General features: G+C 64.6%; 18 protein-coding genes and 1 pseudogene. 13 read left to right on the top strand and 6 right to left on the bottom strand.

Annotation, left to right across the window (positions count from 1 at the left end; all coding sequences use genetic code 11):
* The first annotated feature begins 32 nt into the window (after positions 1-32).
* The 4 genes from minD (at position 33) to EJ079_RS19190 (ending at position 5,282) form a co-directional block, all read left to right on the top strand.
* Positions 33-848 (top strand): septum site-determining protein MinD, encoded by an 816-nt coding sequence (minD, locus tag EJ079_RS19175; protein WP_013530671.1) that lies wholly within the window; start codon positions 33-35, stop codon positions 846-848.
* On the top strand, positions 845-1,117 hold the full coding sequence (gene minE / locus EJ079_RS19180) for a cell division topological specificity factor MinE (RefSeq protein WP_024501686.1): 273 nt from the start codon (positions 845-847) through the stop codon (positions 1,115-1,117). The genes minD and minE overlap by 4 nt, the downstream gene beginning before the upstream one ends.
* A gap of 178 nt (positions 1,118-1,295) precedes the next feature.
* Entirely contained in the window at positions 1,296-3,500 is a 2,205-nt protein-coding gene (locus tag EJ079_RS19185; RefSeq protein ID WP_127809800.1) for a diguanylate cyclase, read from the top strand.
* 315 nt (positions 3,501-3,815) lie between these two features.
* Positions 3,816-5,282, top strand: coding sequence for a hypothetical protein (locus tag EJ079_RS19190; RefSeq protein ID WP_127809801.1), 1,467 nt, complete (start codon positions 3,816-3,818; stop codon positions 5,280-5,282).
* Positions 5,283-5,561: 279 nt separating this feature from the next.
* On the opposite strand, the gene EJ079_RS19195 is transcribed toward EJ079_RS19190, so the two are convergent.
* From EJ079_RS19195 to EJ079_RS19220, 6 genes are all read right to left on the bottom strand, one after another.
* Entirely contained in the window at positions 5,562-7,346 is a 1,785-nt protein-coding gene (locus EJ079_RS19195) for an ABC transporter ATP-binding protein (RefSeq protein ID WP_127809802.1), read from the bottom strand.
* 9 nt (positions 7,347-7,355) lie between these two features.
* On the bottom strand, positions 7,356-8,390 hold the full coding sequence (locus EJ079_RS19200; protein WP_127809803.1) for a glycosyltransferase: 1,035 nt from the start codon (positions 8,388-8,390) through the stop codon (positions 7,356-7,358).
* 4 nt (positions 8,391-8,394) lie between these two features.
* Positions 8,395-9,501, bottom strand: a complete 1,107-nt coding sequence (locus tag EJ079_RS19205; RefSeq protein WP_127809804.1) for a glycosyltransferase family A protein — start codon at positions 9,499-9,501, stop codon at positions 8,395-8,397.
* Positions 9,498-10,664, bottom strand: a complete 1,167-nt coding sequence (locus EJ079_RS19210; RefSeq protein WP_127809805.1) for an acyltransferase — start codon at positions 10,662-10,664, stop codon at positions 9,498-9,500. Before EJ079_RS19210 ends, EJ079_RS19205 begins: the two co-directional genes overlap by 4 nt.
* A gap of 578 nt (positions 10,665-11,242) precedes the next feature.
* On the bottom strand, positions 11,243-12,484 hold the full coding sequence (locus tag EJ079_RS19215; protein WP_127809806.1) for an ATP-binding protein: 1,242 nt from the start codon (positions 12,482-12,484) through the stop codon (positions 11,243-11,245).
* Complete coding sequence (locus tag EJ079_RS19220; protein ID WP_127809807.1) at positions 12,481-13,209, bottom strand: response regulator; 729 nt, start codon at positions 13,207-13,209, stop codon at positions 12,481-12,483. The genes EJ079_RS19215 and EJ079_RS19220 overlap by 4 nt, the downstream gene beginning before the upstream one ends.
* Positions 13,210-13,420: 211 nt before the next feature.
* On the opposite strand from EJ079_RS19220, the gene EJ079_RS19225 reads away from it, so the two are divergent.
* The 9 genes and pseudogenes from EJ079_RS19225 to EJ079_RS33945 all read left to right on the top strand — a co-directional run bounded on the left by EJ079_RS19225 (position 13,421) and on the right by EJ079_RS33945 (position 24,156).
* Positions 13,421-14,095: a hypothetical protein gene (locus tag EJ079_RS19225; RefSeq protein ID WP_127327739.1), complete on the top strand. Its 675-nt coding sequence runs from the start codon at positions 13,421-13,423 to the stop codon at positions 14,093-14,095.
* A 169-nt stretch (positions 14,096-14,264) separates the two neighbouring features.
* Positions 14,265-14,471, top strand: coding sequence for a hypothetical protein (locus tag EJ079_RS19230; RefSeq protein WP_127270464.1), 207 nt, complete (start codon positions 14,265-14,267; stop codon positions 14,469-14,471).
* Positions 14,472-14,774: 303 nt separating this feature from the next.
* Entirely contained in the window at positions 14,775-15,986 is a 1,212-nt protein-coding gene (locus EJ079_RS19235; protein WP_164873969.1) for an efflux RND transporter periplasmic adaptor subunit, read from the top strand.
* Positions 15,987-15,990: 4 nt separating this feature from the next.
* Positions 15,991-19,134 carry an efflux RND transporter permease subunit gene (locus EJ079_RS19240; RefSeq protein WP_127809809.1) on the top strand — a complete coding sequence of 1,048 codons (3,144 nt, stop codon included), beginning with the start codon at positions 15,991-15,993 and terminating at the stop codon, positions 19,132-19,134.
* Between the two features lie 12 nt (positions 19,135-19,146).
* Positions 19,147-20,636 (top strand): annotated as a pseudogene (locus EJ079_RS19245) (efflux transporter outer membrane subunit).
* A gap of 166 nt (positions 20,637-20,802) precedes the next feature.
* Positions 20,803-21,885 carry a histidine kinase dimerization/phosphoacceptor domain -containing protein gene (locus tag EJ079_RS19250; protein ID WP_127398128.1) on the top strand — a complete coding sequence of 361 codons (1,083 nt, stop codon included), beginning with the start codon at positions 20,803-20,805 and terminating at the stop codon, positions 21,883-21,885.
* A gap of 221 nt (positions 21,886-22,106) precedes the next feature.
* Entirely contained in the window at positions 22,107-22,988 is an 882-nt protein-coding gene (locus EJ079_RS19255) for a DMT family transporter (protein ID WP_127809810.1), read from the top strand.
* 207 nt (positions 22,989-23,195) lie between these two features.
* Entirely contained in the window at positions 23,196-24,047 is an 852-nt protein-coding gene (locus tag EJ079_RS19260) for an AraC family transcriptional regulator (protein WP_245481700.1), read from the top strand.
* Positions 23,950-24,156 carry a helix-turn-helix transcriptional regulator gene (locus EJ079_RS33945; protein WP_245481701.1) on the top strand — a complete coding sequence of 69 codons (207 nt, stop codon included), beginning with the start codon at positions 23,950-23,952 and terminating at the stop codon, positions 24,154-24,156. Before EJ079_RS19260 ends, EJ079_RS33945 begins: the two co-directional genes overlap by 98 nt.
* Positions 24,157-24,244: the final 88 nt, after the last annotated feature.

Below are 24,244 nucleotides of genomic sequence, written 5' to 3' on the forward strand. Positions count from 1 at the left end.
TCGACCAAGAAAACAACAACGGAGGCTTTTCAATGGGCAAGGTAGTGGTGGTCACCTCGGGCAAGGGGGGCGTCGGCAAGACGACCTCGACGGCGGCCCTCGGGGCGGCCGTGGCCAAGACCGGCAAGAAGGTGGCCTTGGTCGATTTTGACGTCGGCCTGCGCAACCTCGACCTGATCATGGGCGCCGAGCGGCGCGTGGTGTTCGATCTCGTCAACGTCATCCAGGGCCAGGCAAAGCTGTCGCAGGCGCTGATCCGCGACAAGCGGGTGGAGACGCTGTTCCTGCTGCCGGCCTCGCAGACGCGCGACAAGGATGCGCTGACCGAGGAAGGCGTCGGCGAAGTCATCGACAAGCTGCGCTCGGTGTTCGACTACGTGTTCTGCGACAGCCCGGCCGGCATCGAGCGCGGCGCGCAGCTCGCCATGCGCTTTGCCGACGAGGCGGTCATCGTCACCAATCCGGAAGTGTCGTCGGTGCGCGATTCCGATCGCATCATCGGCCTGCTCGATGCCCGCACCTTGCGGGCCGAGCAGGGCGAGCAGATCGCCAAGCATGTGCTGGTCACCCGCTACGACGCGGCGCGTGCGTCGCGCGGCGAGATGCTGTCCATCGACGACGTGCTGGAAATCCTGTCGGTGCCGCTGCTCGGCATCATTCCGGAAAGCCAGGACGTGCTGCGCGCCTCCAATCTCGGTTCGCCGGTGACGCTGTCGGAGCCGCTCAATTCCGCTGCCAAGGCCTATATCGATGCCGCCAGACGGCTGGAGGGCGAGGAATTGCCCGTCATCGTGCCCTTCGAGCGCAAGGGCTTCCTCGATCGTCTTTTGGGAAGGAGGGCGGCATGAACCTGCTCGACATCTTCAAGCGGCGCTCCAGCGCCCCGGTGGCGCGCGAGCGGCTGCAAGTGCTGCTCGCCTATGAGCGCCGCAACCGCAGCCAGCCAGACCTCGTCTCCATCCTGCGCGAGGAGATCATGGCCGTCATCGCCAAGCATGTGCAGATCGACCAGGATTATCTGCAGGTCTCGATGGACCGCGGCGAGACCATGTCGACGCTGGAAATCGACATCCAGATCCCCAACAAGAGCGCCGTGCCGCTGGCGATGGCTGGTTGACTTAGCAAGACTTGGGTTCCTCGCCCTCATTTCATGGGGGGTGAGGAACCGTGCGTCGTGCGAGGAGCCGCGGCTGGCGTCGTTAGGACGTTGATAAGCATTTGGTAATAAAAGCCGGGAATGAGATGCTGGCTCGATGTGACATGCGAAATGCTGTCGTTCTCGGCGGAGCCATGACATGCGCATCAAGAGCCAGATCATTCTCTCCATGGTGGCCGCCGCGGCCCTGATCGCGCTGGTCGGCGGCGTCGCGATCTTTACGCAGAAAGTGGCGACCAAATCGTTGGGGTTGACCGAAGCGACCAATGTCGCGCGGGAATTGGCCGACACCATCGTCTTCAAATCAACCGATGGGACGCTTTCGCTGCTCGAGCGGCCCGAGGCGCTCAAGCAATTCTTGTTGCACCAGCACCGCCGCCTGCACAGGGATTTCCTGGTCCTTGACAGCAACAAGACCATCCTCGCCCATGCCGCCGACGAAGAGCACCAGGTCGGCGATAAATTCAATCACGACCCCGGCAACGAAATCGGCCAGACCCTGGCGGACGGCATTCCGCGCAGATTTGTCGACCCGGAGGAAGTGAACGCCATGCTGGCCGTTCCGATCGAAAATCCCGAGGGTGCGATCATCGGCGCCGTGCTGCTGGAATATGACCCTGTTCTGCAGGCCGCCGAACAAAGCACCAACAGCCTGCTCTGGCTGGTTGGCCTCAGCGCGGCGGCCGCCGTGCTGGTCGCGGTCGGCTTTGCATGGCAGCTGCTCCGCCGTTTCAGCTCTGGCCTCGGGGACATGATGCGCGGCATGGAAGCGCTGGCGAAAGGCAATGCCATGACGCGCATCAGCCACGCCCGCAACGATGAATTCGGGCAGCTGGCCGATGGCTTCAACACGATGGCGGAGCAGCTTGCATCGGCGCGTGCGCATGTCGAGGACATCGTCGAGACGGCTGCCGAAGGCATCGCGGTTCTAGACGGGGACGGCCGCATCGCCAGCGCCAATCCGGCGGCTGCAACGATGATCGGGCGGCGTGCCGACAAGATCGTCGGGCAGCAATGGGATTCGGTGCTGACCATTCGCGATCCCAGAGGCGGCGCGTTCGCCGCCGGCGCTTCTCCCATCGAAATGGCGCTAGCCACGGGCCGCCAGCAGCAGGGCGAAGTGCGCCTGGCCAGATCCGACGGCTCGCACCTGCCGGTCATCGCCAGTTGCGGTCCGCTCAGCCGATCCGAAGGCGGTCTCGTCCTTACGCTCAACGACATCAGCGAGCTGCGCCGCGCGGAAGGAGTGGTCAACGAGCGTGCCGATCAGCTGGCACTCCTCAACCGTGAACTGCACGAAAAGTCCGAAACCACGACCCGTCTGGTGAAGCTTGGCGAACTGCTGCAGGCCTGCGTCACCTTCCCGGAAGCATTCTCGGTGGTCGGCACCGCCATGGCCGAGTTTCTCGGTGGCTTGAGCGGAACCGTCCACCTGACCAGCGCGTCGCGCAACCTGGTGGAAGAAATGGCCCATTGGGGCGACGTCCGCTCGAGCGCCACGCAATTCGCGCCGGAAGACTGCTGGGCGCTCAGGCGCGGCCAGGAACATGTCGCCGGCCCCGGCATGCTCACGCCGCGCTGCGCGCATATCACCGAGAACGGCAAGAAGGGCTATGTCTGCATGCCTCTGGCGGCGCAAGGCGAAACGCTGGGCATCCTTCATCTGTGCGAACCGAATGCGGCCGAGAAGCCGCAATGGCTGGCTGAAAGACAGCAGATCCTGCGCGGTGTCGTCGACACGCTGGCGCTCGCCCTGGCCAATCTGCGCCTGCGCGAGACGCTGCGGCAGCAGTCGATCCGCGACCCGAACACCAGTCTGTTCAACCGGCGATATCTCGAGGAGACGAGCAGCCGCGAACTGCGCCGGATGGAGCGCTCGGGCCAGCCGCTGGTGATCATCATGCTCGATGTCGACCATTTCAAGCAGTTCAACGATACGTTCGGCCACGAAGCCGGCGATCTCGTCCTGAAGCAGGTCGCCGCCACCTTGATCGAGCACGCCAGGGATAGCGATGTCGTGTCGCGCTACGGCGGCGAGGAGTTTGCCCTGGTCATGCCGGGAAGCTCGGTCCAGGAAGGTGCCGAGCGGGCGGAAGCGCTGCGCCAGGCAATCAGGAAGCTTCATTTGACGCATCGCGGCCGAACGCTGGGCACCGTTACAGCCTCGTTCGGGGTCGCCGCCTACCCCGAGCATGGCGTGGGCTGGGCCGAATTGACCAATGCCGCGGATCACGCGCTCTACGAAGCCAAGGGTAATGGGCGCGACCGGGTCGCCATCGCCCTGGGCAACGCGTCGGGCGAGCGACCTCCGATCCAGTTGGTACCAGTCCCGAAAAGCAGCTGAGACCGTTTGGGTTAGAGCACTCGGCCCGGCCCTGCGATAGTGATCTTGCGCCTGCCAAGAGATCAGGCGAGCTTCTCCGCTGCCCTCGAGGTCTCGCGCGGGCTCTTCTGAGCGGCCACGGTCTTGCCGTCCTTCAGACCTCCACACCGTCAGAGGAATCCGGCTCTTCCCGGCTGCGGCATTGGTTGTTCGGCCCCCAAATGTCCCAAATTTACCTTTGTGCCGACGGGGCTTCCCCTGCGCAAGCAGCGGATGTAAGGATATATTAGCAATTTGTTAAGTTCGAAGCGAGGTATGCGTAAGGGGAGTTTGGTGATGAACTTCAGAGGCCTGATCAAGCGTGCTGAAGACGTGGATAAAGCGATCCAGGACCTGCAGATCGATCTGGCGGACGCGCTGGATGCAAGTCTCGATGCCGACGACCTGGTGCCGCCAGAGAGCGACGATGTGCCGGATGCCCAGGCGGCAGCCGATGGCGGGCCACCCCAGGCCGACGCGGCAAATGACGACAATGCCGGGAAGGCCGACGCCGCGGGCGATGCGGACAGTTCCGAAACCGCGCCACGGCTGACCGCCCATACACAGACCCGGCTGGCTGCATTGAGCGCCTTCGAGGGTCTCTTCCATGACGCCAGGGACTATCTGGAGGAGATCAACGACAAGCTGTCGGAGATCGGCACCTCGCACCATCTGACGCGCGAATTCCTCAACATCCTCCACAGCGACATCCTGCGCGCCAACGAGCTGGAGGTTGCCAATGCGGCCCTGGCCGCCGAACAGAGGGCGCTGTCGGAGAAGCTGCACGATGCGACGAGAAAATTGCGCGAGCGTGAAGGCGCTTTCGAAGCGCTGCAGCAGCGCGAGACAAGCCTGGTCCAGGACCGGGAGACGCTTCGTGCGGCACTGGCCGCGGTGAGGCTGGAACTCGTGGAGACAGCCAATGCGAGCGCCAAACGCGAAGCGGAGTTCGGCGACATCGCCAAGCGGCTGACCGCCAGGACGGTCGAGGCCAACAGGCGCTTGCGCGAAAGCAAGATGCTGCGCGAAAAGCACGTCAACCTCTCGATCGAACTCGACAAGGCGCTGAAGCGGGAATCGCAGGCGCGCCACAGGCTCGACGAGCTGTCGACGATCCATGCCAGCGAAGCAGCGCGGCTGGCGGAGCTGCTGGCGGCGCTCGGCAAGAGCGAGAAAGAGGAGATGCGGCTGCAGAAGTCGCTCGAGGCCGCACAGGCGAAGCTGTCGGAGACGAACGAAGCGGCACGCATGATGGAAGGCGACAAGGAAGCCGAGCTGGCTCGCGGCCAGGCGGAAATGCGCGGGTTGAGCTCGGAGATTCAGAACCTGCAATCGCGGCTGGAGCAAACCTCGACCGAAAACAGCGAAGCCGCAGGCGAGATCGCCAGGCTCAAGAGCGAACTGAACGACGCCCTGGCCGAAAAGAAGATCGCCGATGAAAGATTGTCCGCGCTGAGCCAGGAGAGCGAAGGCGACAAGATGAGTCTTTCCAAGGTGAACGCCAACCTTTCTCAACTGACGCTGCAACAGGCGTCCGAACAGATACAGTTCGACGTGCAGAGGCAGGAATGCGAGGACCTCAAAGCAGAAATCGCCTCGCTCAATGCCCGGATCAAGGAACTGCTGCCCTACGAGCGGCTCCACAAGGCCACCAATGGCAGGCCGCGCGAGGACGGCGTGGTCGAGATAGCCGGGGCGATGGCGAAGAAAGCACGGACGACGGGCAGGCGGCGCATGCGCAGGAATGTCGGCGCCGCTAGCTGAAGTGTGGCGCTGAAGGGCTTCAGGCGACCCGCTTCAGCTCTTTGTGCATGGGAGGCCGGCACCTCACCCGGAGAGTAAGCCCAATGGGGCACCGGCCAGGCGGATCGACAGGTCCGCCGCACAGGTAAGGTAGCGCGCCTCGGTCCCGCACGGCATTGGTGCGATCACGGAAGGTGCCAGCGGCAATTCCCCAAGCTTCTGATTCGAACCTTTGCGATGACCCGCCGGCGGAGGCTTCAAACACGCCTGGGAAACGATCGCGGCCGTCGCGGTGCCTTCTCAGTCGAGCGGCTCGTGCTGATAAAGCTCGTCCATGCTGAGCGAGGCCAGGGCGCCGAAAGGGGCCTGCTTTTTCACGCGGCCGCCGCTCAGGATGACCACGTCGTCGCAGAACGAGATGGTGCTGTGGTGGTGGCTGATGACGATGGTCGTGCGGCGGCCGGCTCTCGACTTCAGGGTCTCGACGATGGCCGCTTCCGACAGCCCGTCCACCGCATTGGTGGCTTCGTCCAGGATGAGGAGATCGGGATCGCGGACCAGGGCTCTGGCCAAGGCGATCCGCTGCCTCTGTCCCGCCGACAGGTTGACGCCCCTGTAGCCGACCAGGGTCTCGTAGCCCTGAGGCAGCCTTTCGATGAATTCATGCGCTTCGGCCAGTCTTGCGGCAGCCTCGGCGTCGCCGGCAGTCGCGGCATCCTGGCCGTAGGTTATGTTGTCGAAAATGCTGCCATCGACCAGCTCCAGCTCCTGGCTGGCCAGGGCGATCTGCCGTCGCCACTGGCTGGCGTCGATCCGGTCGAGCGGCGATCCATCGACGAGGATGCTGCCGGTGTCCGGTTCGACGAAGCGGCACAGGAGATTGACGATCGTCGTCTTGCCGGCGCCCGAGCGGCCGATCAGCGCCGTCGAGCGGCCGCCGCGGATTTCGAATGTCGCCGCATGCAGCACCACCTCGCGCCGGTCCGTGCCGGAATAGGTGAACGTCACCTCGTCGAACTTGATGCCCTGGCGCAGACCGTGGAACGGCCCGTCGCCTTGCGGCGGTTGCGGCTTGCCGGCGGGATCCAGCAGCCATGTCACCTCTTCAAGCGATCCGCTCAGGCCCTGCAGTTGGCTCCACGACCCCTGCAGGGCCCGCATATGCGGCTGCAGCCTGTAGAGCAGGATGACGAACGCGATGATCAGCGGGAAACTCACCTGCGCCAGCCAGGCGCCGATCACCACCGCCAGGAACAGCATGGCGTGGAGAACCTCCGTCAGCGGCGGCAGCGCTCCCTGGCGCACGAGCAGCGTGAAGGAAGCGCGGCGAACCGCATCCGACGCCGTGTCGAATATCGCCTTTTCCCGGTTCTCCTGTCCGAAGATGCGGATCAGCCGTCCGGCATGCACAAGGTGAAGCATCTGCGAGGCGAGGTGGCCGTTGCGCGAAGCGACGCTGCGGCTGGGTTCCTTCAGGTTGGCCGAGAGGATGGCGTGCGCGATCTGGACGAGCGCCAGTCCGAGCGTGACCAGAAGCGTCATGCGCCACGAAAGCAGCAACAGGAAAGCCAGGAGGATGATGGCGGCCGATGCGCTGACGATGGCCGACAGCATGATCTGGATTGCATCGGAGGCCCGCCAGGATTCGTTGGAGATGATGTTGAGCAGGCGTCCGGGGCTTTGCCGCAGGAAGAACGGATAGCCGACCCGCAACAGCTGCTCCGACAGGGCGCTGCGGATGGAATGGCTTGCCTTGCCGGAGATGAAGGTCGTCAGCAGCGTGTTGGCGAAGGCGAAGACGTTCTTCAGGATGATCGAGCCGAGGATGGCGACCGAAATGACGATCAGCCGGTCGCGCTCGCTCAAGCCCGATCCGACATGCTGGAGGACGGCGGAGAAGCCGCCCATGCCGGCCGCATCCCCATGTCCCATGATGATGCCGAGCAACGGGATGATCAGGCCGATGCCGAACCCTTCGAGGACGGCGCTGACCAGGCCGAGTACCACCACCGCCGGAAGCAGGCGCAGTTGCCGCTTTCCGAACGCCCGGAACAGCATCGGCAGGCTTGGCGGCAGCATCGGCATTATAGCGTTTCACCTCGCCTGGGCATTGGCTTGCTGATCTTGCCGCACCGGCTCGGCCCGCGGCCGTCTGGCCAGCAGGAGAACCGCGAACCTGGCCGCGCCGAGCAAATTCATGGCGACGATCGGCCAGTGCGGCAGGTTGAGTTCACGATCGAAGGCGGGTCCTCCCGCCAATTCCCGGAAAGCCCCTCTTGCGGCCCAGTAGAAATGGCGAAGCAGCCAGGGCGCGTGGCGAACATGCTTCAGGCAGAGCCCGCCATTGCCCAGGCTGTAGTCGCGGTGCAGCTTTTCGATGGCTTTGCGATCCCGCCGGCCATGATGATGGAATATCGTCATATCAGGCACATACTCGACCGCGATGCCGAGCAGCATCGCGCGCACGAGATAATCGGTATCCTCTGCCGACCGCAATGGTCCGCCGGCGCCGAAGCGTTCGTCGAAATAGCCGATGCGGGCCGCGACGTCGCGGTGCATCGTCATGTTGCAGCCCAGCACGAAACCGCCGGGATGAACATCCGGCGTCAGCCGCTCGCGCGCCCACGACCGCTTGATGGTGAACGGCAAATCCCTGGCATCGCCAAGCTCGACACGGCCGCCCCGGATGAGCCATTGTTCCCCGGACGCATAGTGTCGCTCCAGATCGCGCAAATAGTCGCGATGGAGCGCGCAGTCATCGTCGACGAAGACCAGCACACGGCCGCGCGCGCGCCGCAGCCCGGCGTTGCGGGCGGCCGCCAGTCCGGGGCGCGGCTCGCAGACGGGCGTGAACGGAATGTCCGACGCAGTGGCGATGCTGGCCAGGCGTTCGGCCGTGCGGTCGCTCGAACCGTTGTCGACGACCACGAGTTCGGCGGCGAAGCCGGCATGTGCGCGGCAAGCGGCTTGCACCGACTTGATGCAGGCATCGAGCACGGCGACGCGGTTGCGGGTGCAGATGATGAAGCTGACTTCCGGCGCCGATCGGTCACGGCCGCGACCGGTCGGGGCAGGGTCAAGCGCCGTCGAACGATCGCGCTGCAGAGCTTGGTGGGCTTTGACGATCATGCCTTTAACTCAACCGATGAGACGCCAGAACCGCCGCGGCGGGCGCGGATTTGAAGAAGTACGCCATGGCATCGGCTTGTCTGGCGGCCGACAGCGAGGCGAGGCTGAGCCAGGGCGCCCAGGCGCCGGGCCGCAGCGCATATTGCTCGCGGCGCCGGATGGCGTTCCATTTCGCGGTCCGCGTCAGCAATTCATGCGTCAGCGCCGGCTGCTTTTCGTCGGCGACGAGCTGGTAGAGGAAATAGAACAGGTTCAGCGCGCCAGCCTCGAAGCTCGGCCGCGTCGCCGCCGGCAGCGAGCGGATTTCCTCCTCCAGCGCGACGATGAAGCTGGCCGCACGGGCGACCGTGTCGTGGCTGACCGCATCGCCGATGTCGCGCAGGTCCCGCGTGGCCTGCGCCAGGCCCTCGCGCTCAAGGTTCTCGGCCACGATGCGCAAATGCGTCCTGCGCATCTCCTTGACGTGCCGGCTGGTCACGCTTGCCTCATGGACGCGGTAGACGACCAGGTTTTCGGGCATCATGGCTGCCGGGTAACGGCCGGCCAGCCGCCTGAAAAGATCGAAATCCTCGGCGTGCCTGTAGATCGGGTCGTAGTGGAGAACGCTGTCGTCGATGACCTTCCTGTTGTAGACGACCGTCGGGTGCATGAAGATCGTGAAGAACATCGCCAATACAGGGATGCGGCCGAATTTGAACACCGGATCGGGCCTGCCGATGGCGATGCGGCCGCGGATCAACATGTCGACGCCGGCGCCGCAGAAGCCCAGTTCGGGCCGCCGCTCGAACAGCGCCACCTGGCGCGACAGACGCCAGGGATAGGCGACGTCGTCGGCATCCATCCGTGCGACCAGTTCGCCCCGGGCGAGCGCCAGCCCTTCGTTGAGCGTCGCGACGAGGCCGCGGTTTTCGCGCGAGACGATCGAAATGCGGCTATCGGCCTTTTGGCATCGCTCGAGTATCTCGAGCGAATTGTCGGTCGAGCCGTCATCGATCGCGATGATCTCCAGGCGACTGTGATCCTGCCGCAGGATGCTTCCCAGCGCGGCGGCGAGATAGGGGCCGGCATTGTAGACCGGCAACAGGACGGAGACGAGCGGCGCTGCGGTCATCGTCTTGCATCCGTGCGCTGGAGTTCGAGCGCCGGTGTGCGGCCATCGGGCGGTCCGACGGCCGCCGTCGCGAGCCAGCCGCCATGGCTGCCCTGTGCAGAGCGGGTGCGCGCGACATAGCGGAAGTGGCGCTTCAGGCTGTTGAGCGGCCTCTCGAAAACCACCCAGGAAATCCAGGCCGCGACAATCGTGGCCGTGCCCGCAACCAGGAATCGCCCTGGCCCTTGCTCCGAGACGTTGAGCGGAATCCAGGGCTGCGCCTTGACGGCGAGCGACAGCAATATCGGATGATAGAGATAGACGCCGTAGCTGATGCGGCCGAGGCCAAGCAGCGGCGGCAGTTCGGCAAGCTTGCCCAGGATGCCGCCAAGGCCGCGCGAACAGGTGGCGACGATGACCATCAGCGGCACCAGGGGCAGGACTTCCCGCAGCAGCCAGCGGGCCCATTCCAGTGTCGGATCGGCGGGCTCCGGGACTAACCACTCGATGGCAAGGAATGCGGCCGCGAAGGCAGGCCAGCCCAGCCGCATCCAGTGCGGCAGGCCGGCGCCCCTAAAATGCCAGCAGGCAAGCAGCGCGCCCGACGCCAGCGCATCCATGGATGCCGGCGGCAGCAGGTCGCGCGCCAGCGCCGGCGTGGCGGTGATCGGCCAATAGAAGCGATAGGCCAGCGACAGCGCGATGACAGCGATGCAGATGGCCTCGAAGCGGCGGCGTGGGGCCAGCAGGACGACCAGCGGCCAGGCAAGATAGAACTGCTCCTCGATGCTCAGGCTCCAGAAATGGCCCAGCACCCAAGGGTTCCAGTTATTGTGCTGCGCATACCAGAAGTTCGACAGATAAAGCGCATGCCAGACCAGCGACCCCCTGGACTGATCCAGGTCGACCAGCCAGACGAAACCCAGGACGGCAAAATAGGGCGGGAATATCCGCAACATCCGCCTGATGTAGAAGGAGCGCAGTGCAGGGCCGGTTTCGAATTCGGTGGCCGAGCGCGCCTCCAGGAGCAGGCGCGTGATCAGGAAGCCGCTCAGCACGAAGAACAGCCGCACACCAATATGGCCCCAGAACGAAGGTCCCTCCGCGAAGAAATGGGAATACAACACCATCGTTACGGCGATAGCTCTCAACGCATCAAGTTGGATGTCACGGGCGCTTCCCATCAGCGGCTTCCGCCGGCGTGATATCCGCGATGAGGCCGCCAGCCGGCCGTTTCGAGCGGCAGGCTAAGGCGGACGAGACCCGCCAAGGCACCCGCAAATCTGCGCATTGCGAGCACGGCCGGGCCGGGCTCGAAATCGACGGACGGACAACTCAAGCTGGTCAACCTGGCGGAATCCTCCACGGCGTATGTCCAGTCGCAAACGAGTCCCCCCAGGACATCGTTCGGCTACGGCATTGTGCAGCGCAACACAAAATATCTACCCGGCTGAAATACTTATGTGAGCAAGTGCTAAAAACTGACAAAACCGACCCGTTCTCGCCATTCCTGGCGAGTTTCCTCAGAATTAAACCCTGGGGTTTAAGCTGTGCCGATATTCCCGCCTCGGTTGATTGAGGAGAGCTCTTGGCTTGAGAGCCTAGTTCTTTGTTGGATCACAAGAAATTTTGCGATCTATATTTTGGCTATATGGGTTCGGTCCTGGCTCCGTGGAGATATGATTTGGAACATTGGCTTTGCGCGGTGCAGCATCGTCTCTGTTTTTTCGTCAACGCCGATTACTCGGCTGACCGCTAACCGTTACACCGCGTCGAACACCACCGTCTGTTCCAGCCCGCCGCCCCGGCGGTTTTCCAGCGTTATCGTGCCCCCGTAGCGCTCGACGATCTCCTTGGCGATGGCGAGGCCAAGACCGGCTCCGGGGACGGATTGCAGGCGGCCGGGGTTGACGCGGAAGAAGGGCTCGAACGCCTTGTTCAGGAGTTCCGTGGGTATGCCCGGGCCGTGGTCAGATATGGTCAGAACGGCGCGATTGTCGGCTGCGGCCAGGTCGATGCGGCACGCCTTGCCATGGGTGGCGGCGTTGACGATCAGGTTGCGCAAGGCGCGGCGCAGGCCAAGCGCGCCGGCCCGCACGCAAACCTTGTCCAGGTGCCCGATCGACACGGCATGGCCGAGCGATGCCATCTCGGCTTCGATATCGCGCACCGTCTTTGCCAGGTCGACCGGTTCGACGGCGTCCTGGTTCACCTCTTCGCGCACCAGACGGATGGCGCTGTCGGCGATGCGGTCGAGTTCGTCGAGGTCGTGAAGCCATTTGTCGCGTTCGTCGTCGAGGAATTCGGCGCGCAGCCGCATGCGCGTCATCGGCGTTCGCAGATCATGGCCGGCGGCGGCGACCAGCCGCATGCGGCTTTCCATGGCGGTCCGCAGCCGCGACGAGAGTTGGTTCAGCGCATGCGCGGTGGCCTTGACCTCGGCCGAGCCCACTTCCGGCACCGCCGCCAGCACGCCGTCCGATCCGATCTTGGAGACGGCGGCCTCCAGCATCTCGAGCGGGCGGATCAGCACCGAGGTGAAATAGACCGACACCGCCGTGGCGCCGGCGACGATCAGCGAGATCCAGCCGGCCAGAACCAGCCATTCGCGACGCGGCGGCTTGAGGTGCGGCACCTCCATGATCGCCCAGCGGCTGTCAGGCAGGTGCATCGATGCGATCTGGCCGGGTTCGTCCGCCTTCTCGTTGACGACCGCCGGGAAGTCGAGGCCACGGCGGTGCAGGATGTGGTTGAGCATCGCCGTTTCCGCACGAGCCACCTTGCCGCCCGCCGGATGGTCGGCGAATTGCACCCGCAGGACGTCGGGGACCGGCCCCGGCAAAAGCCGCACCACCAGTTCCATCTGTTGGGCAATCCAGGGCACGGTCAGTTCCGGCGGCGGTCCGCCGCCGCGCACGCTGATGACGGCGGCCGTCGCCAGGCCGACGACGCCGACGATCGAGGCGACCAGCAGCAGGATGAGACGGCGGCGCAGCGAATTCACGCGTGGCTCTCCACGGTCTCGACGCGCGCGGTGAGCTGGTAGCCGCCATTGCGCACGGTCTTGAACAGCGGCCCGTCGCCGGTGTCGGAAAATTTGCGGCGTAGCCGGCTCACCAGCACATCGACCGAACGCTCGAGCGGGTCGCGCTCGCGGCCTTGCGTCAGGTCGAGAAGCTGGTCACGCGACAAAAGCCGGCCGGGGCGGTCGAGAAACACCTGCAAGAGGTCGAACTCGGCGCCCGTAAGGTCGACGGCCACGCCTTGTGCATCCGTCACCTTGCGGGTGTCCGGCTCCAGCCTGTAGCCGGCGAAGCGGTAGGTACGCGCGCACGGGGAGGCGGGCGCCTCCTCGGGCGCCGAGCGCCGGAGCACGGCACGGATGCGGGCAATGAGCTCACGCGGGTTGAACGGCTTGCCGAGATAGTCGTCGGCGCCGAGTTCCAGGCCGATGATGCGGTCGACATCTTCCTTCAGCGCAGTCAGCAGGATGATCGGGGTGTGCGGCTTGCGGTCGCGCAAGCCGCGGCAGATATCGAGCCCCGAGCCGTCCGGCAGCATCACGTCGAGCACGATCAGGTCGAATTGGCCCGCACCAAGCCGTTGCTCGCATTCGCGCCGGTCCGCCGCCGCCGTGACGCGAAAGCCCTGGCTGTCGAGATAGCGCTGGAGAAGCGTCCTGATCTCGCGGTCGTCGTCAACGACGAGGATATGGGGTTGTGACTGCATCAATCGTGCCCTTGCCTTGGCCACGATTATAGGAGGAGCCGCGCCCGAGCGGCATGGAAAATTGCAACCGAACGTTTCCGGGGGCCCGAGGGAAACATTCGGAAACAAATTGCCCTTTTGCGGAAACCTTCGGCAACACGCCGACGCGAAGCGGACAAAGACGCTTCCTATCCTCTGAACTGTCCGAAGCATGAGAGAAAGGAACATCTTTATGCGAAGCAGACTTCTTGCGCTCGGCCTGTTTTCCGTCGCCGCAATTCACCCCGCGCTGGCAGCGCAGCCCGATCCCGGCGCCGGACCCGGCGAGCCGCCACCTGTCATGGCCATTCAGGACGGCCTGGATCACGGCCCGATGGCTGGACCCGGCCCGCATGGACCAATGCGGCCTGGCTCACAGGGTTTTGGCCCGCAGGGCTTTGGCCCCCGCCGCATGGGTCCGCCGCCGGAATTCATGCTGGCCGCCCGGCTCGCCGCGCTGGAGACCCGCGTTGGCATCCGCACCGAACAACTCGACGCCTGGCGCGACTACACCAGCGCGCTGCAGGCGGTGCTTTCGCCGCCTCAGCCTGACCACGGGCGGCCCGGTAGTGCTGAAGCGAAGGGTCCCGACGCGGCGGGTCCCGGCGGCAAGCCTGATCCTTTCGCGTTCCAGGAAAAGCTGGCCGACGATGTCACCGCCCGCGCGGTTTCGGCCGGTAAACTGAAGGACGCGATCGCGGAACTGCGTGCCAAGCTGACGCCCGAACAACTCGAAGTCCTCGCTTCGGCGGAACGCCCCCATGGATCACCCCCCGGTCCCTGGGGCGGGCCGCCGAACGATGCAGCCGGCCCCAGAGGCCTGCCCAACGATGGCAGGCAGCTCTCGCCCCAGCCCGGGAACGACTGACAACTCTGACCGACTGCACCGGCCGGCCCGGTACCCAACCCGTTCTCGGGCCGGCCGGTTCTCCGGGGGATGGCGGGCGTATCCCTGCCATCCCTCGTTTCAATCATCCAGTTCGAATGACGCCAATTCGAACCATGCCCAATTCGAACCATGCAATGGAAGCACGACAATGTGGGAAGCCATGATCATGCTGCGGCTGCTCGCGTCCGCCAGCCCGAGGCTCTCGTTCGGTCCTGCCGGGCGCGATATGCCGCTGGCCCTCCCGGTCGACACGCTGAAGGGCGCGATCCGCCTGCGCTTCGCCGCCTGGCGGCTGTCGCTTCCGCTCTCGCAGCCGCTCGACAACCATGGACATCATGACCGCAAGATCGCGTGAACTCCGGCAAGGCGCTTGGCATGTCCTCGCTGATCGGCATAATAATGTTGGTGGGCATCGCGGCCAGCTACTCGACCTTCGAGCAGCTCCGGCCGACGAGAAGGAGCGCGACATGAGCCGCTTCCAAGCATTGCTCGTCGCCGCCCGCCGACGGGTGCGGCCTATCATCATATGGATCGGCATGCCCCTCGACCAAGCGGTCCATTGCCAGCGCGTACGCAACTCCAGGGAAAGATCCAGGCCATGATTTCCAATCCTAGCCAGCCTCGTTTTTCGGCACGCCATCTGGCGCCCTGGGCCGCGATGTTCGCCGCTACCTTTCTGCTGGCGTCCTGCTCGCAGGAGGGCAGCGCCCCCACCGGCATGGGCGCGCCCGGCAAACCGGAAGTCGGCGTCGTCACCTTGCATCCGCAATCGGTGGCGATCACCGCCGAACTGTCGGGGCGCACGGCGGCTTCGCTGGTTGCCGAGGTGCGCCCGCAAGTGAACGGCATCATCCAGCAGCGCCTGTTCAAAGAGGGCAGCGAAGTTGCTGCGGGACAGCCGCTCTACCTGATCGATCCGGCAAGCTACAAGGCAGCCTATGACAGCGCGGTCGCCGCCCAGCAGAAGGCGCAAGCGGCGGTGCCGACTGCGCAGGCCAAGTTCGACCGTTATGCAGGGCTTTTGAAACAGAACGTTGTTTCCAAACAGGATTATGACGATGCCGCCGCCACGCTGGCGCAGGCTCAAGCCGATGTCGCCTCGGCCAAGGCCAGCGCCGAGACGGCGCGCATCAGTCTCGACCGCACCTCGATCACGGCGCCGATCGCCGGCCGCATCGACAAGTCCACGCTGACGCCCGGCGCGTTGGTGACCGCCAACCAGGACACTGTGCTGACCACCATCCGTGCCCTCGATCCGATCAATGTCGACGTCACGCAATCGAGCACCAACCTGCTCAATCTGCGCCAGGCGATCTCGGAAGGGCGGCTGAAGTTCAGCGGCCCCAATGTCAGCGTCAAGCTGAAGCTCGAGAACGGCACCATCTACACGCAGACCGGCAAGCTGGAATTCGCCGGCGCCAATGTCGACCAGACCACCGGCACCTTCGCGCTCAGGGCCGAATTCCCCAATCCCGATCGCTTGCTGCTGCCCGGCATGTATGTGCGGGCGCTGGTCGAGGAGGGCGTTGCCCAGAACAGTTTCCTGGTGCCGCAGCGCGCCGTCAGCCGCAACACCAAGGGTGAGGCCACGGCCATGGTCATCAATGCGCAGGGCAAGGTCGAGACGCGGGTGCTCGCGGTGCGCAACAGCGTCGGCAACAACTGGCTGGTGGATTCGGGTGTCGGCGACGGCGATCGTGTCATTGTCGAGGGCATGCAGCTGGTGCGCCCCGGCGGCGATGCGACGGGCGTTGAGGTGACGATCGACGAGACGACCGGCGAGGTCAAGGATCGCGGGCAGGGCACGTCCGCCGCACCGGCCGCGTCCAACGCTGCCAAACCGGCGCCTGCCGCCGCGGCCGGGAACTGAGGCGATGTCCGTATTCTTCATCAACCGGCCGATCTTCGCCTGGGTGATCGCCATCGTGATCATGCTGGGCGGGCTTCTGGCGCTCACCTCACTGCCGATCTCGCAATATCCGCAGATCGCGCCGACGACAGTCAACATCAGCGCCACCTATCCGGGCGCCGACGCGCAGACGGTCGAGAACTCGGTGACCAAGGTCATCGAGCAAGGCATGACCGGCATCGACAATCTGGACTACATGACGGCGACGTCGACCTCGACCGGTTCGGCCTCGATCACGCTGACCTTCACCACCGCAGCCGATCCCGACACCGCCCAGGTGCAGACGCAAAACAAGCTTCAGCTGGTGCAGTCGCAGCTGCCGCAGGTGGTGCAGAGCAATGGCATCACCGTCTCCAAATCCTCGACCGGCTTCCTTATGGTCATCGGCTTCGTCTCGACCGACGGCAAGATGAACTCGACCGATCTCGCCGACTATGTCGACGCCACCGTCAACGACACGCTGAAGCGCGTCGAAGGCGTCGGCTCGACGCAGCTGTTCGGCTCCGGCTATGCCATGCGCATCTGGCTCGATCCGGACCAGCTCGCCAAGTATGCCCTGATGCCGAGCGACGTGGCGACCGCCATCGAGGCGCAGAACACGCAGGTTTCTGCCGGCCAGCTCGGCGGCCTGCCGGCGCGCAAGGGCCAGCAGCTCAATGCCACGGTGACGGCCACGAGCCGGCTGCAGACCGCCGAACAGTTCCGCAACATCATCCTGAAGAGCCAAACCGATGGCTCGCTGGTTCGCCTCAACGATGTCGCCACCGTCGAACTCGGCGCCGAAAGCTACACGACGCAGGCCAACTACAACGGCAAGCCCGCGGCCGGCGTGGCCGTCAATTTGGCGACCGGCGCCAACGCCATCAACACCGCCGAAGCGGTGCGCTCGACGATCGCCCGGCTGAGCTCGACCTTCCCGCAAGGCGTCGAGGTCGTCTATCCCTACGACACTTCGCCTTTCGTGCGGCTGTCGATCGAGGAGGTGGTCAAAACGCTGGCCGAGGCGATCGTGCTGGTGTTCCTGGTGATGTTCATCTTCCTCCAGAATCTGCGCGCCACCATCATCCCGACGATCGCCGTGCCAGTGGTGCTGCTCGGCACGTTCGGCGTGCTGTCGCTGTTCGGCTATTCCGTCAACACGCTGACGATGTTCGCCATGGTGCTCGCCATCGGCCTTTTGGTCGACGACGCCATCGTCGTCGTCGAGAATGTCGAGCGCGTGATGCAGGAGGAAGGCCTGCCGCCGAAGGAGGCGACGCGCAAGTCGATGCACGAAATCACCGGAGCGCTGATCGGCATCGCCACCGTGCTTTCGGCCGTGTTCGTGCCGATGGCTTTCTTCGGCGGCTCGACCGGCATCATCTACCGGCAATTCTCGGTGACCATCGTCTCGGCGATGGTGTTGTCCGTGCTGGTCGCCCTTGTGCTGACGCCCGCACTTTGCGCCACGATCCTGCGACCGCCCAAGGACCATGCGACGCAAACGGGCCCGTTCGGCTGGTTCAACCGGGTCTTCGATCGCGGCACGCTTGCCTATCGCGACGGCTCGCACGGCATTATCAACCGGTCCTGGCGCTTCCTCGCCGTCTTCCTGGCCATCGTCGTTGCCGTGGGCTGGATGTTTGCCCGGCTGCCAAGTTCGTTCCTGCCGGAAGAAGACCAAGGCATCCTGATCACCAGCGTGTCGCTGCCGGTCGGCGCGACGCAGGATCGCACGGAGCGGGTGCTGGCAGAGGTGACCGACCATTATCTCAATCAGGAGAAGGACGTCGTCGACGGGGTGTTCACCGCTTCCGGCTTCGGCTTCGGCGGCGCAGGGCAGAATGTCGGCATTGCTTTCGTGCGGCTGAAGGACTTCGACCTGCGGAAATCGCCGGCTTCTGCCGCGCAGGCAATCGCCGGCCGGGCGATGGGCGCGTTTTCGAAGATCAGGGATGCGCAGGTCTTCGCGCTTGCGCCTCCCGCCATCCAGGGCTTCGGCAACACCAACGGCTTCGATTTCTACCTGCAGGACGTCAACGGTGCGGGCCATGACGCGCTGATCCAGACGCGCAACCAGCTTCTGAACCTGGCCGGGCAGAACAAGCTGCTCGCCAACACGAGGCCCAACGGGCAGGAAGACCAGCCGCAATTCTCGGTCGACATCGATCAGGAAAAAGCCAGCGCGCTGGGCGTCAGCCTGGCCGACATCAACAACACGCTTTCGACCGCCTGGGGCAGCGATTACGTCAACGACTTCATCGATCGCGGGCGGGTGAAACCGGTCTATCTGCAGTCGGACCCGAACTTCCGCATGCAGCCGGAAGATCTGGACAAATGGCAGGTCCGCAACGCCAGCGGGGCGATGGTGCCGTTCTCGGCCTTTGCTTCCAGCCATTGGACATTCGGTTCGCCCAGGCTCGAACGCTACAATGGATCGGCGGCTGTCGAGATCCAGGGCGCGGCGGCCACGGGCATCAGCTCGGGTGCCGCCATGGACGAGATCGACAAGCTGGTGGCGCAGCTGCCGGCCGGCTATTCCCACGAATGGACAGGGCTGTCGCACCAGGAGAAGCTTTCCGGCAACCAGGCGCTGTCGCTCTATGCGATCTCGGCCCTTGTGGTGTTCCTTTGCCTGGCAGCACTCTATGAGAGCTGGTCGATCCCGTTCGCGGTCATGCTGTCGGTGCCGATCGGCATCTTCGGCGCGCTGCTGGCGGCAAGCCTGTTCGGCCAGTCCAACGACGTCTATTTCAAGGTCGGCCTGCTGACCACGATCGGTCTCGCGGCCAAGAATGCCATCCTCATCGTCGAGTTCGCCATCGAGCGGCAGACCGCCGGGATGGGGCTCGTCGAGGCGACACTTGAGGCAGCACGACAGCGGCTGCGGCCGATCCTGATGACGTCGCTGGCCTTCATCCTCGGCGTGTTGCCGCTGGCGATTGCCAGCGGTGCTGGCTCGGGCGCGCAGAACTCGGTCGGCATCGGCGTGATGGGCGGCATGATCGCGGCGACCGTGATCGGCGTCTTCCTGGTGCCGCTGTTGTTCGTCACCGTGCGGCGCATCTTCAAGGGCAGGGCGGCCAAACCAGATACGGGCGAGACGCCGGTGACGGCCAACCAGCAATAAGGAAAACTTCACATGACAGGTTTGGAACGTGGCTCGGTGGCCGCGAGGCGGCTTCTTGCGCCTATGATTACCGCTGTCCTGCTCGCTGGATGCGTCGTCGGTCCGGATTATCAGACGCCCATATTGGCGATGCCAGCAAGCTGGAGCGGCCACAAGCCGACAAAGCCTGCCCAGCCGGCGCAACTGTCAAAATGGTGGCAGCGGCTGCGCGATCCCGAGCTGAACACGCTTGTCGAGGAAGCGGTTGCCGGCAATCTCGATGTCGCCACCGCCAAGGCAAAAATCCGCGAGGCGCGCGCCAGCTACCGCCAGAGTGCCGGCACGTTGCTGCCGTCGGTCGACGGCTCCGGCTCGGCCACCCGCAACAAGTCAGCCGAGACCACATCAGGCTCTGACGCCACCTACAGCGAGTACCAGGCCGGCTTCGATGCAAGCTGGGAACTCGACCTGTTCGGCGCCAACCGCAGAGGCGTCGAGGCCGCGCGCTACGGGCTGGACGCCTCGCAGGAGGAACTGCGCTCGACGCTTCTTACCCTGGTCGGCGATGTCGCTTCCTATTATACCCAGGCGCGCGGCTACCAGGCCCGCACGCGCTCGCCCGGCGCTCGGCCGCGTCGCAAAGGCAGACCGCCGAACTTACCCGCACCATGGCGCAGGCGGGCACGGCGACCGCCGCCGATGTCGCCAAGGCGATGGGGCAGGCAGCGAGCACCGAAGCCGCGGTGCCGACGCTGGAGGCAAGCTATGCCCAGGCCGTGCATCGTCTCGCCGTGCTGGCCGGCCGGCCGCCTGCCTCGCTCAGCGAGCGGCTGAAGCGGGTCGCCCCGATCCCTGCACCACGCCTGCCGATGCCCACCGGAATTCCCGCCGACCTCTTGCTTTCGCGACCCGATTTGCGCATGGCGGAACGCCAATATGCGCAATACACCGCCAAGATCGGCCAGGCAGAGGCCGCCCGCTATCCCTCGGTCAGCCTGACGGGAGACATCAGCACGGCGGCGCTGAAGCTTGGCGATCTCGGCAAGAATTCGTCGATCGGCTGGTCGTTCGGGCCGACGCTCAGCGTGCCGGTGTTCAATGCCGGTCAATTGCAGGCGGCCGTCGAGGTCGCCAAGGCGCAGCGCGATCAATATTTCATCGCATACCGGTCTTCGGTGCTGACGGCGCTCGAGGATGTCGAGAACGCGCTGGTGCTGTTGTCGCAGGAGCGCATCCGGATCGCCAAGCTCGCCTCTTCGGCGAAATCCTATGGCGATGCGGCGCGGCTCGAAGGCACGCTCTACAAGGCCGGCGAGACAAGCCTGCTCGATGTGCTCGACGCCCAGCGCTCGCTCTACTCGGCCGAGGACTCGCTGCTGCAAAGCCGCGTCCTGCTGGCGACCAACTACATCGCCCTCAACAAGGCGCTCGGTGGCGGCTGGGATGGCACGGTGGACAGTGCCAAGCCTGAGATCGTCGACGTCAAGACCGCGCCAAGGCTGGCGTCGAAGCCGGCCTCGTGAGCGGTTCCCAGAGCTCGGTCAAGTATTCCGAGGCGGCTACGCAGATTTCGAGATTGTGCGAACACACCGCTCGTGAGGGCGTGTGAAATGCCGCCTCGTGCTTTGGCGATGGCGGGGTGATCGCATCGCTGTTATTGATGGTGACCACACAGCACAGGCGCCGCAGATGACATCCGATACACAGAAGGCCGAAGCGGTCGGGCAGTTGCTCGAAACGCCGGACCTTGCCAGCGCGCTCGAAAGCGAACAGTTCAAGAAATTCCTCGACCAGGTACCGATCGCCATTGCCGTTTCGGACCTGGGTTCGAAGGAGCGTGTCGTCTATGCCAATCCGGAATTCGAGAAACTGTCCGGCCTCAAGGCGGCGACGCTCGCCCGGCAACACTGGGCGGCGCTTTCCGGCACCGGCCTGCACAAGCAGAAGGACCGGCCGCTGTTTGAGGCCGTGGTCGAGGACACCGATTTCATCGGCACGTTCCGGCTGGAGCGGACAGACGGCCAGCCGGCGATCGTCGACGTCTATTCCAACGTCATCGAGGACGACAATGGCAAGGCCTGCTTCCGGCTGGTGGCGCTGGTCGACGTCTCGGCCCATGGCGAAACGGAGGATCCGCGATCGATCGATGAGCGCATCCGCGAAAAGGACACGCTGCTGCGCGAATTGCAGCATCGGGTGAAGAACAATCTGCAGATGATCACCGCACTGATCCGGATGGAGACGCGCAACGCGGCCGAACCGGATCAGAAGCGTTTCGAGAGGCTGGCAGGTCGCGTCGATGCGCTGGCAATCCTCTACCAGACGCTGTCGGGGGACGATGAAAAGGATGAGGTCGATCTTGGTGTCTATCTCAGCCAGATCGCGTCGGCGGTGATGAACTCGCATGCGGTCGAGGGCATCCGCCTCGACATGAAGGTCGACACCTATCCGGTGTCGATCAATGTCGCCATGCCGACCGGGCTGGTGGTGAACGAACTTTTGACCAATGCGCTCAAGCATGCCTTCCAAGGGCGAGACGGCGGCACGATCACGCTGCACAGCATCGTCGACGGTGATGGCTGCCGCATCGTGATCGCCGATGACGGCATCGGCCTGCCGGACGGCGAGACCTGGCCCAAGAGCGGCAAGCTCGGCGCGCTGATCGCCCGCTCGCTGACCGAGAATGCCAAGGCGCAGTTCGACGTGAAGTCGAGCGCCGGCGAGGGCACTCAGGTGATCATCGTGTTCAAGCGCTCGGCTGCCACCGCCTGAAGCGTATCGTTGTCGTCGCGCTCTCGCATCTACAGGATCATCTCCAGCTATTCCTTGTGCACTGCGGCAATGAACGCTTCGCGGGCTGGGAGGCTCATGGCGTGCCAACAGTCCGTGCCCCAGCAGCCAGTCCGCCGCTGCCTCACGACAGGTTGGCCGGTTCGCCCTATCTCCATGCCGCCGGTCGGGTTTGGACCCGGCGGCATGGAGGATGGGATCACGTGACATCGACGCCGATTGCCAGTCGCGAAGCGGCGCCCTTGCCGGTCGCGGCACTGATGGGCGCCATGGTGTCGATCCAGATCGGCGCCACCTTCGCCAAGGGCCTGTTCCCGCAGATCGGCGCGCAAGGGACGACGACGCTGCGGCTGGTCATCGGTGCGCTGATGCTGATCGCGGTGCTGCGGCCCTGGCAGATGCGGCCCTCGCGTGCCACTCTGCCGTGGCTGGTCGCCTATGGGGTGACGCTTTGCGCGCTCAACCTCCTGTTCTACGCAGCGCTCGCCAGGATTCCGCTCGGCATCGCGGTGGCGCTGGAGTTTACCGGCCCGCTTCTGGTGGCGACCTTGAGCTCGCGGCGCGCCAGCGACTTTGCCTGGATCGCGCTGGCAGTGGCCGGCATCCTGCTGTTGTCGCCCTTCGTTCATTCCCTCGCGCCGCTTGATCCGATAGGGGTGATGCTGGCGCTGGCTGCCGGTGGCTTCTGGGCGCTTTATATCGTGCTTGCCCAGAAGGCCGGCGCGGAGCTTGGCACCCGCACCACTGCCTACGGCATGGCCATCGCCGCTGTGCTCGTGCTGCCCTTCGGTATCGCGCAGGCGGGATCCGCGCTGCTGTCGCCGTCGATCCTGGTCAGCGCGCTGCTGGTCGGGCTGTTTTCCAGCGCGTTGCCGTTCTTCCTGGAGATGGTGGCGCTGACCCGCATGCCGGCGCGCATCTACGGCACGCTGACCTGCCTGGAGCCGGGGCTGGGTGCGCTGGCCGGCTTCCTGTTCCTGCATGAAAGCCTGACCGCAACACAGTTGGCCGGGATCGCAGCCGTCGTTGTCGCCGCCTTCGGCACGGCGCTGACATCACGGCCGCCGGTGCCGTCGCCGGAGTAGGGTGGCGCGATTCGTCGGCACTGGGCATTTTCGAGTAATCCGAAATTCAACCAGCCCAATCCACGAAATTAAGCCAATCCTTGTCCAGGACGGCACTGGAATTGTCACCTGGCGCACAAGTATTTCCGGCTCTGGACAGACCGTGATCTGGTCCCATACGGTGCGTGTCGAAATGAAGACGCGATTGTAGAAAAGGCCGGTTGCCCCTTGCAAAAGAACGTCTTCTCATCGGCGGATCTGCCGCCGCATCTGGATCATCGCGCACGCTTCGCGCTCTGGCAGGACATCCATGTCGCCGAGATATGGTCGGTCGAATACACGATTTCGGAGAGACTGTCGTTCGAAGCCGCGATCGAAGCCACCGCTGTCGGCTCGCTGGTGCTTGGGCAGATGGCCGGGACGATCCGTCATGCCAGCCGCAAGGCGGGCAATATCGCCGCCGATGGTCGCGACGGCTATCTGCTGCTGGTGAACAATGGCGATACGGTGCTCAGCGGCACGCAGATTGGCCGCGATTATCACGTCGGCAAAGGCGAGGCCGCACTGGTCTCGGCTTCGGAAGCGTTGCAGATGACCGGCGGCGACAGCAATGTCTGGGCCAATGTGGTGCTCCCTCGTGCCGTGCTGGAAAATGCCTTCGCTCATATAGAGGATCGGCTGGCGTTGACCGTTGGAGCCGACAATGAGGCGCTCGGCATGCTCAAGCGCTATTGCAGCTTCCTGGAAGCAGGCCCGGCGCTGGTCTCGCCCGACCTCATCGGCCACGCCACCGAAACGATCGTCGACCTGATCGGCCTTGCGACCGGCGCCAAGGGCGAAGCGGCCGAACTGGCGGGCCTGCGCGGCCTGCGCGCGGCAAGGCTGCAGGCCATACTGCAGAAGATGCGGGATAATTTCGCCGATCCCGCCATTTCGGCGCAGGGCGTTGCCGGGCAATTGCGGCTCTCCGTTCGCTATGTCCATGACCTGCTGCAGGAAAACCGGGGTGAGCTTTGCCGAGCGCATTCTCGAACTGCGCTTGCAAAGGGCGCATCGCATGCTCCGCGACAGGCACAATGACCGCATGCGGATCAGCGAGATCGCGCTGCTCAGCGGCTTCTCCGACGTCTCCTATTTCAACCGCTGCTTCCGCCGCCGATTCGGCTCGACACCGGGCAGTGCCAGGTAGTTTCGTCGCCGCTAACCCCGCCGGATACACGACACGCCAATCGACTGAGGCCGAATGGCCACACCAGCCGGGAAAGCGCTGCTATGCT

Source organism: Mesorhizobium sp. M7A.F.Ce.TU.012.03.2.1 (genome assembly GCF_004006095.1).
GTDB lineage: Bacteria > Pseudomonadota > Alphaproteobacteria > Rhizobiales > Rhizobiaceae > Mesorhizobium.

Bases quoted from the DNA above. Each gene is read 5' to 3' on its own strand.
- EJ079_RS33945 (WP_245481701.1), top strand. From the start codon at position 23,950: ATGACCTGCTGCAGGAAAACCGGGGTGAGCTTTGCCGAGCGCATTCTC.
- EJ079_RS19250 (WP_127398128.1), top strand. From the start codon at position 20,803: ATGACATCCGATACACAGAAGGCCGAAGCGGTCGGGCAGTTGCTCGAA.
- EJ079_RS19240 (WP_127809809.1), top strand. From the start codon at position 15,991: ATGTCCGTATTCTTCATCAACCGGCCGATCTTCGCCTGGGTGATCGCC.
- EJ079_RS19220 (WP_127809807.1), bottom strand. From the start codon at position 13,209: ATGCAGTCACAACCCCATATCCTCGTCGTTGACGACGACCGCGAGATC.
- minE (WP_024501686.1), top strand. From the start codon at position 845: ATGAACCTGCTCGACATCTTCAAGCGGCGCTCCAGCGCCCCGGTGGCG.
- EJ079_RS19210 (WP_127809805.1), bottom strand. From the start codon at position 10,664: ATGGGAAGCGCCCGTGACATCCAACTTGATGCGTTGAGAGCTATCGCC.
- EJ079_RS19225 (WP_127327739.1), top strand. From the start codon at position 13,421: ATGCGAAGCAGACTTCTTGCGCTCGGCCTGTTTTCCGTCGCCGCAATT.
- EJ079_RS19190 (WP_127809801.1), top strand. From the start codon at position 3,816: ATGAACTTCAGAGGCCTGATCAAGCGTGCTGAAGACGTGGATAAAGCG.
- EJ079_RS19185 (WP_127809800.1), top strand. From the start codon at position 1,296: ATGCGCATCAAGAGCCAGATCATTCTCTCCATGGTGGCCGCCGCGGCC.
- EJ079_RS19200 (WP_127809803.1), bottom strand. From the start codon at position 8,390: ATGATCGTCAAAGCCCACCAAGCTCTGCAGCGCGATCGTTCGACGGCG.
- minD (WP_013530671.1), top strand. From the start codon at position 33: ATGGGCAAGGTAGTGGTGGTCACCTCGGGCAAGGGGGGCGTCGGCAAG.
- EJ079_RS19195 (WP_127809802.1), bottom strand. From the start codon at position 7,346: ATGCCGATGCTGCCGCCAAGCCTGCCGATGCTGTTCCGGGCGTTCGGA.
- EJ079_RS19235 (WP_164873969.1), top strand. From the start codon at position 14,775: ATGTTCGCCGCTACCTTTCTGCTGGCGTCCTGCTCGCAGGAGGGCAGC.
- EJ079_RS19230 (WP_127270464.1), top strand. From the start codon at position 14,265: ATGTGGGAAGCCATGATCATGCTGCGGCTGCTCGCGTCCGCCAGCCCG.
- EJ079_RS19205 (WP_127809804.1), bottom strand. From the start codon at position 9,501: ATGACCGCAGCGCCGCTCGTCTCCGTCCTGTTGCCGGTCTACAATGCC.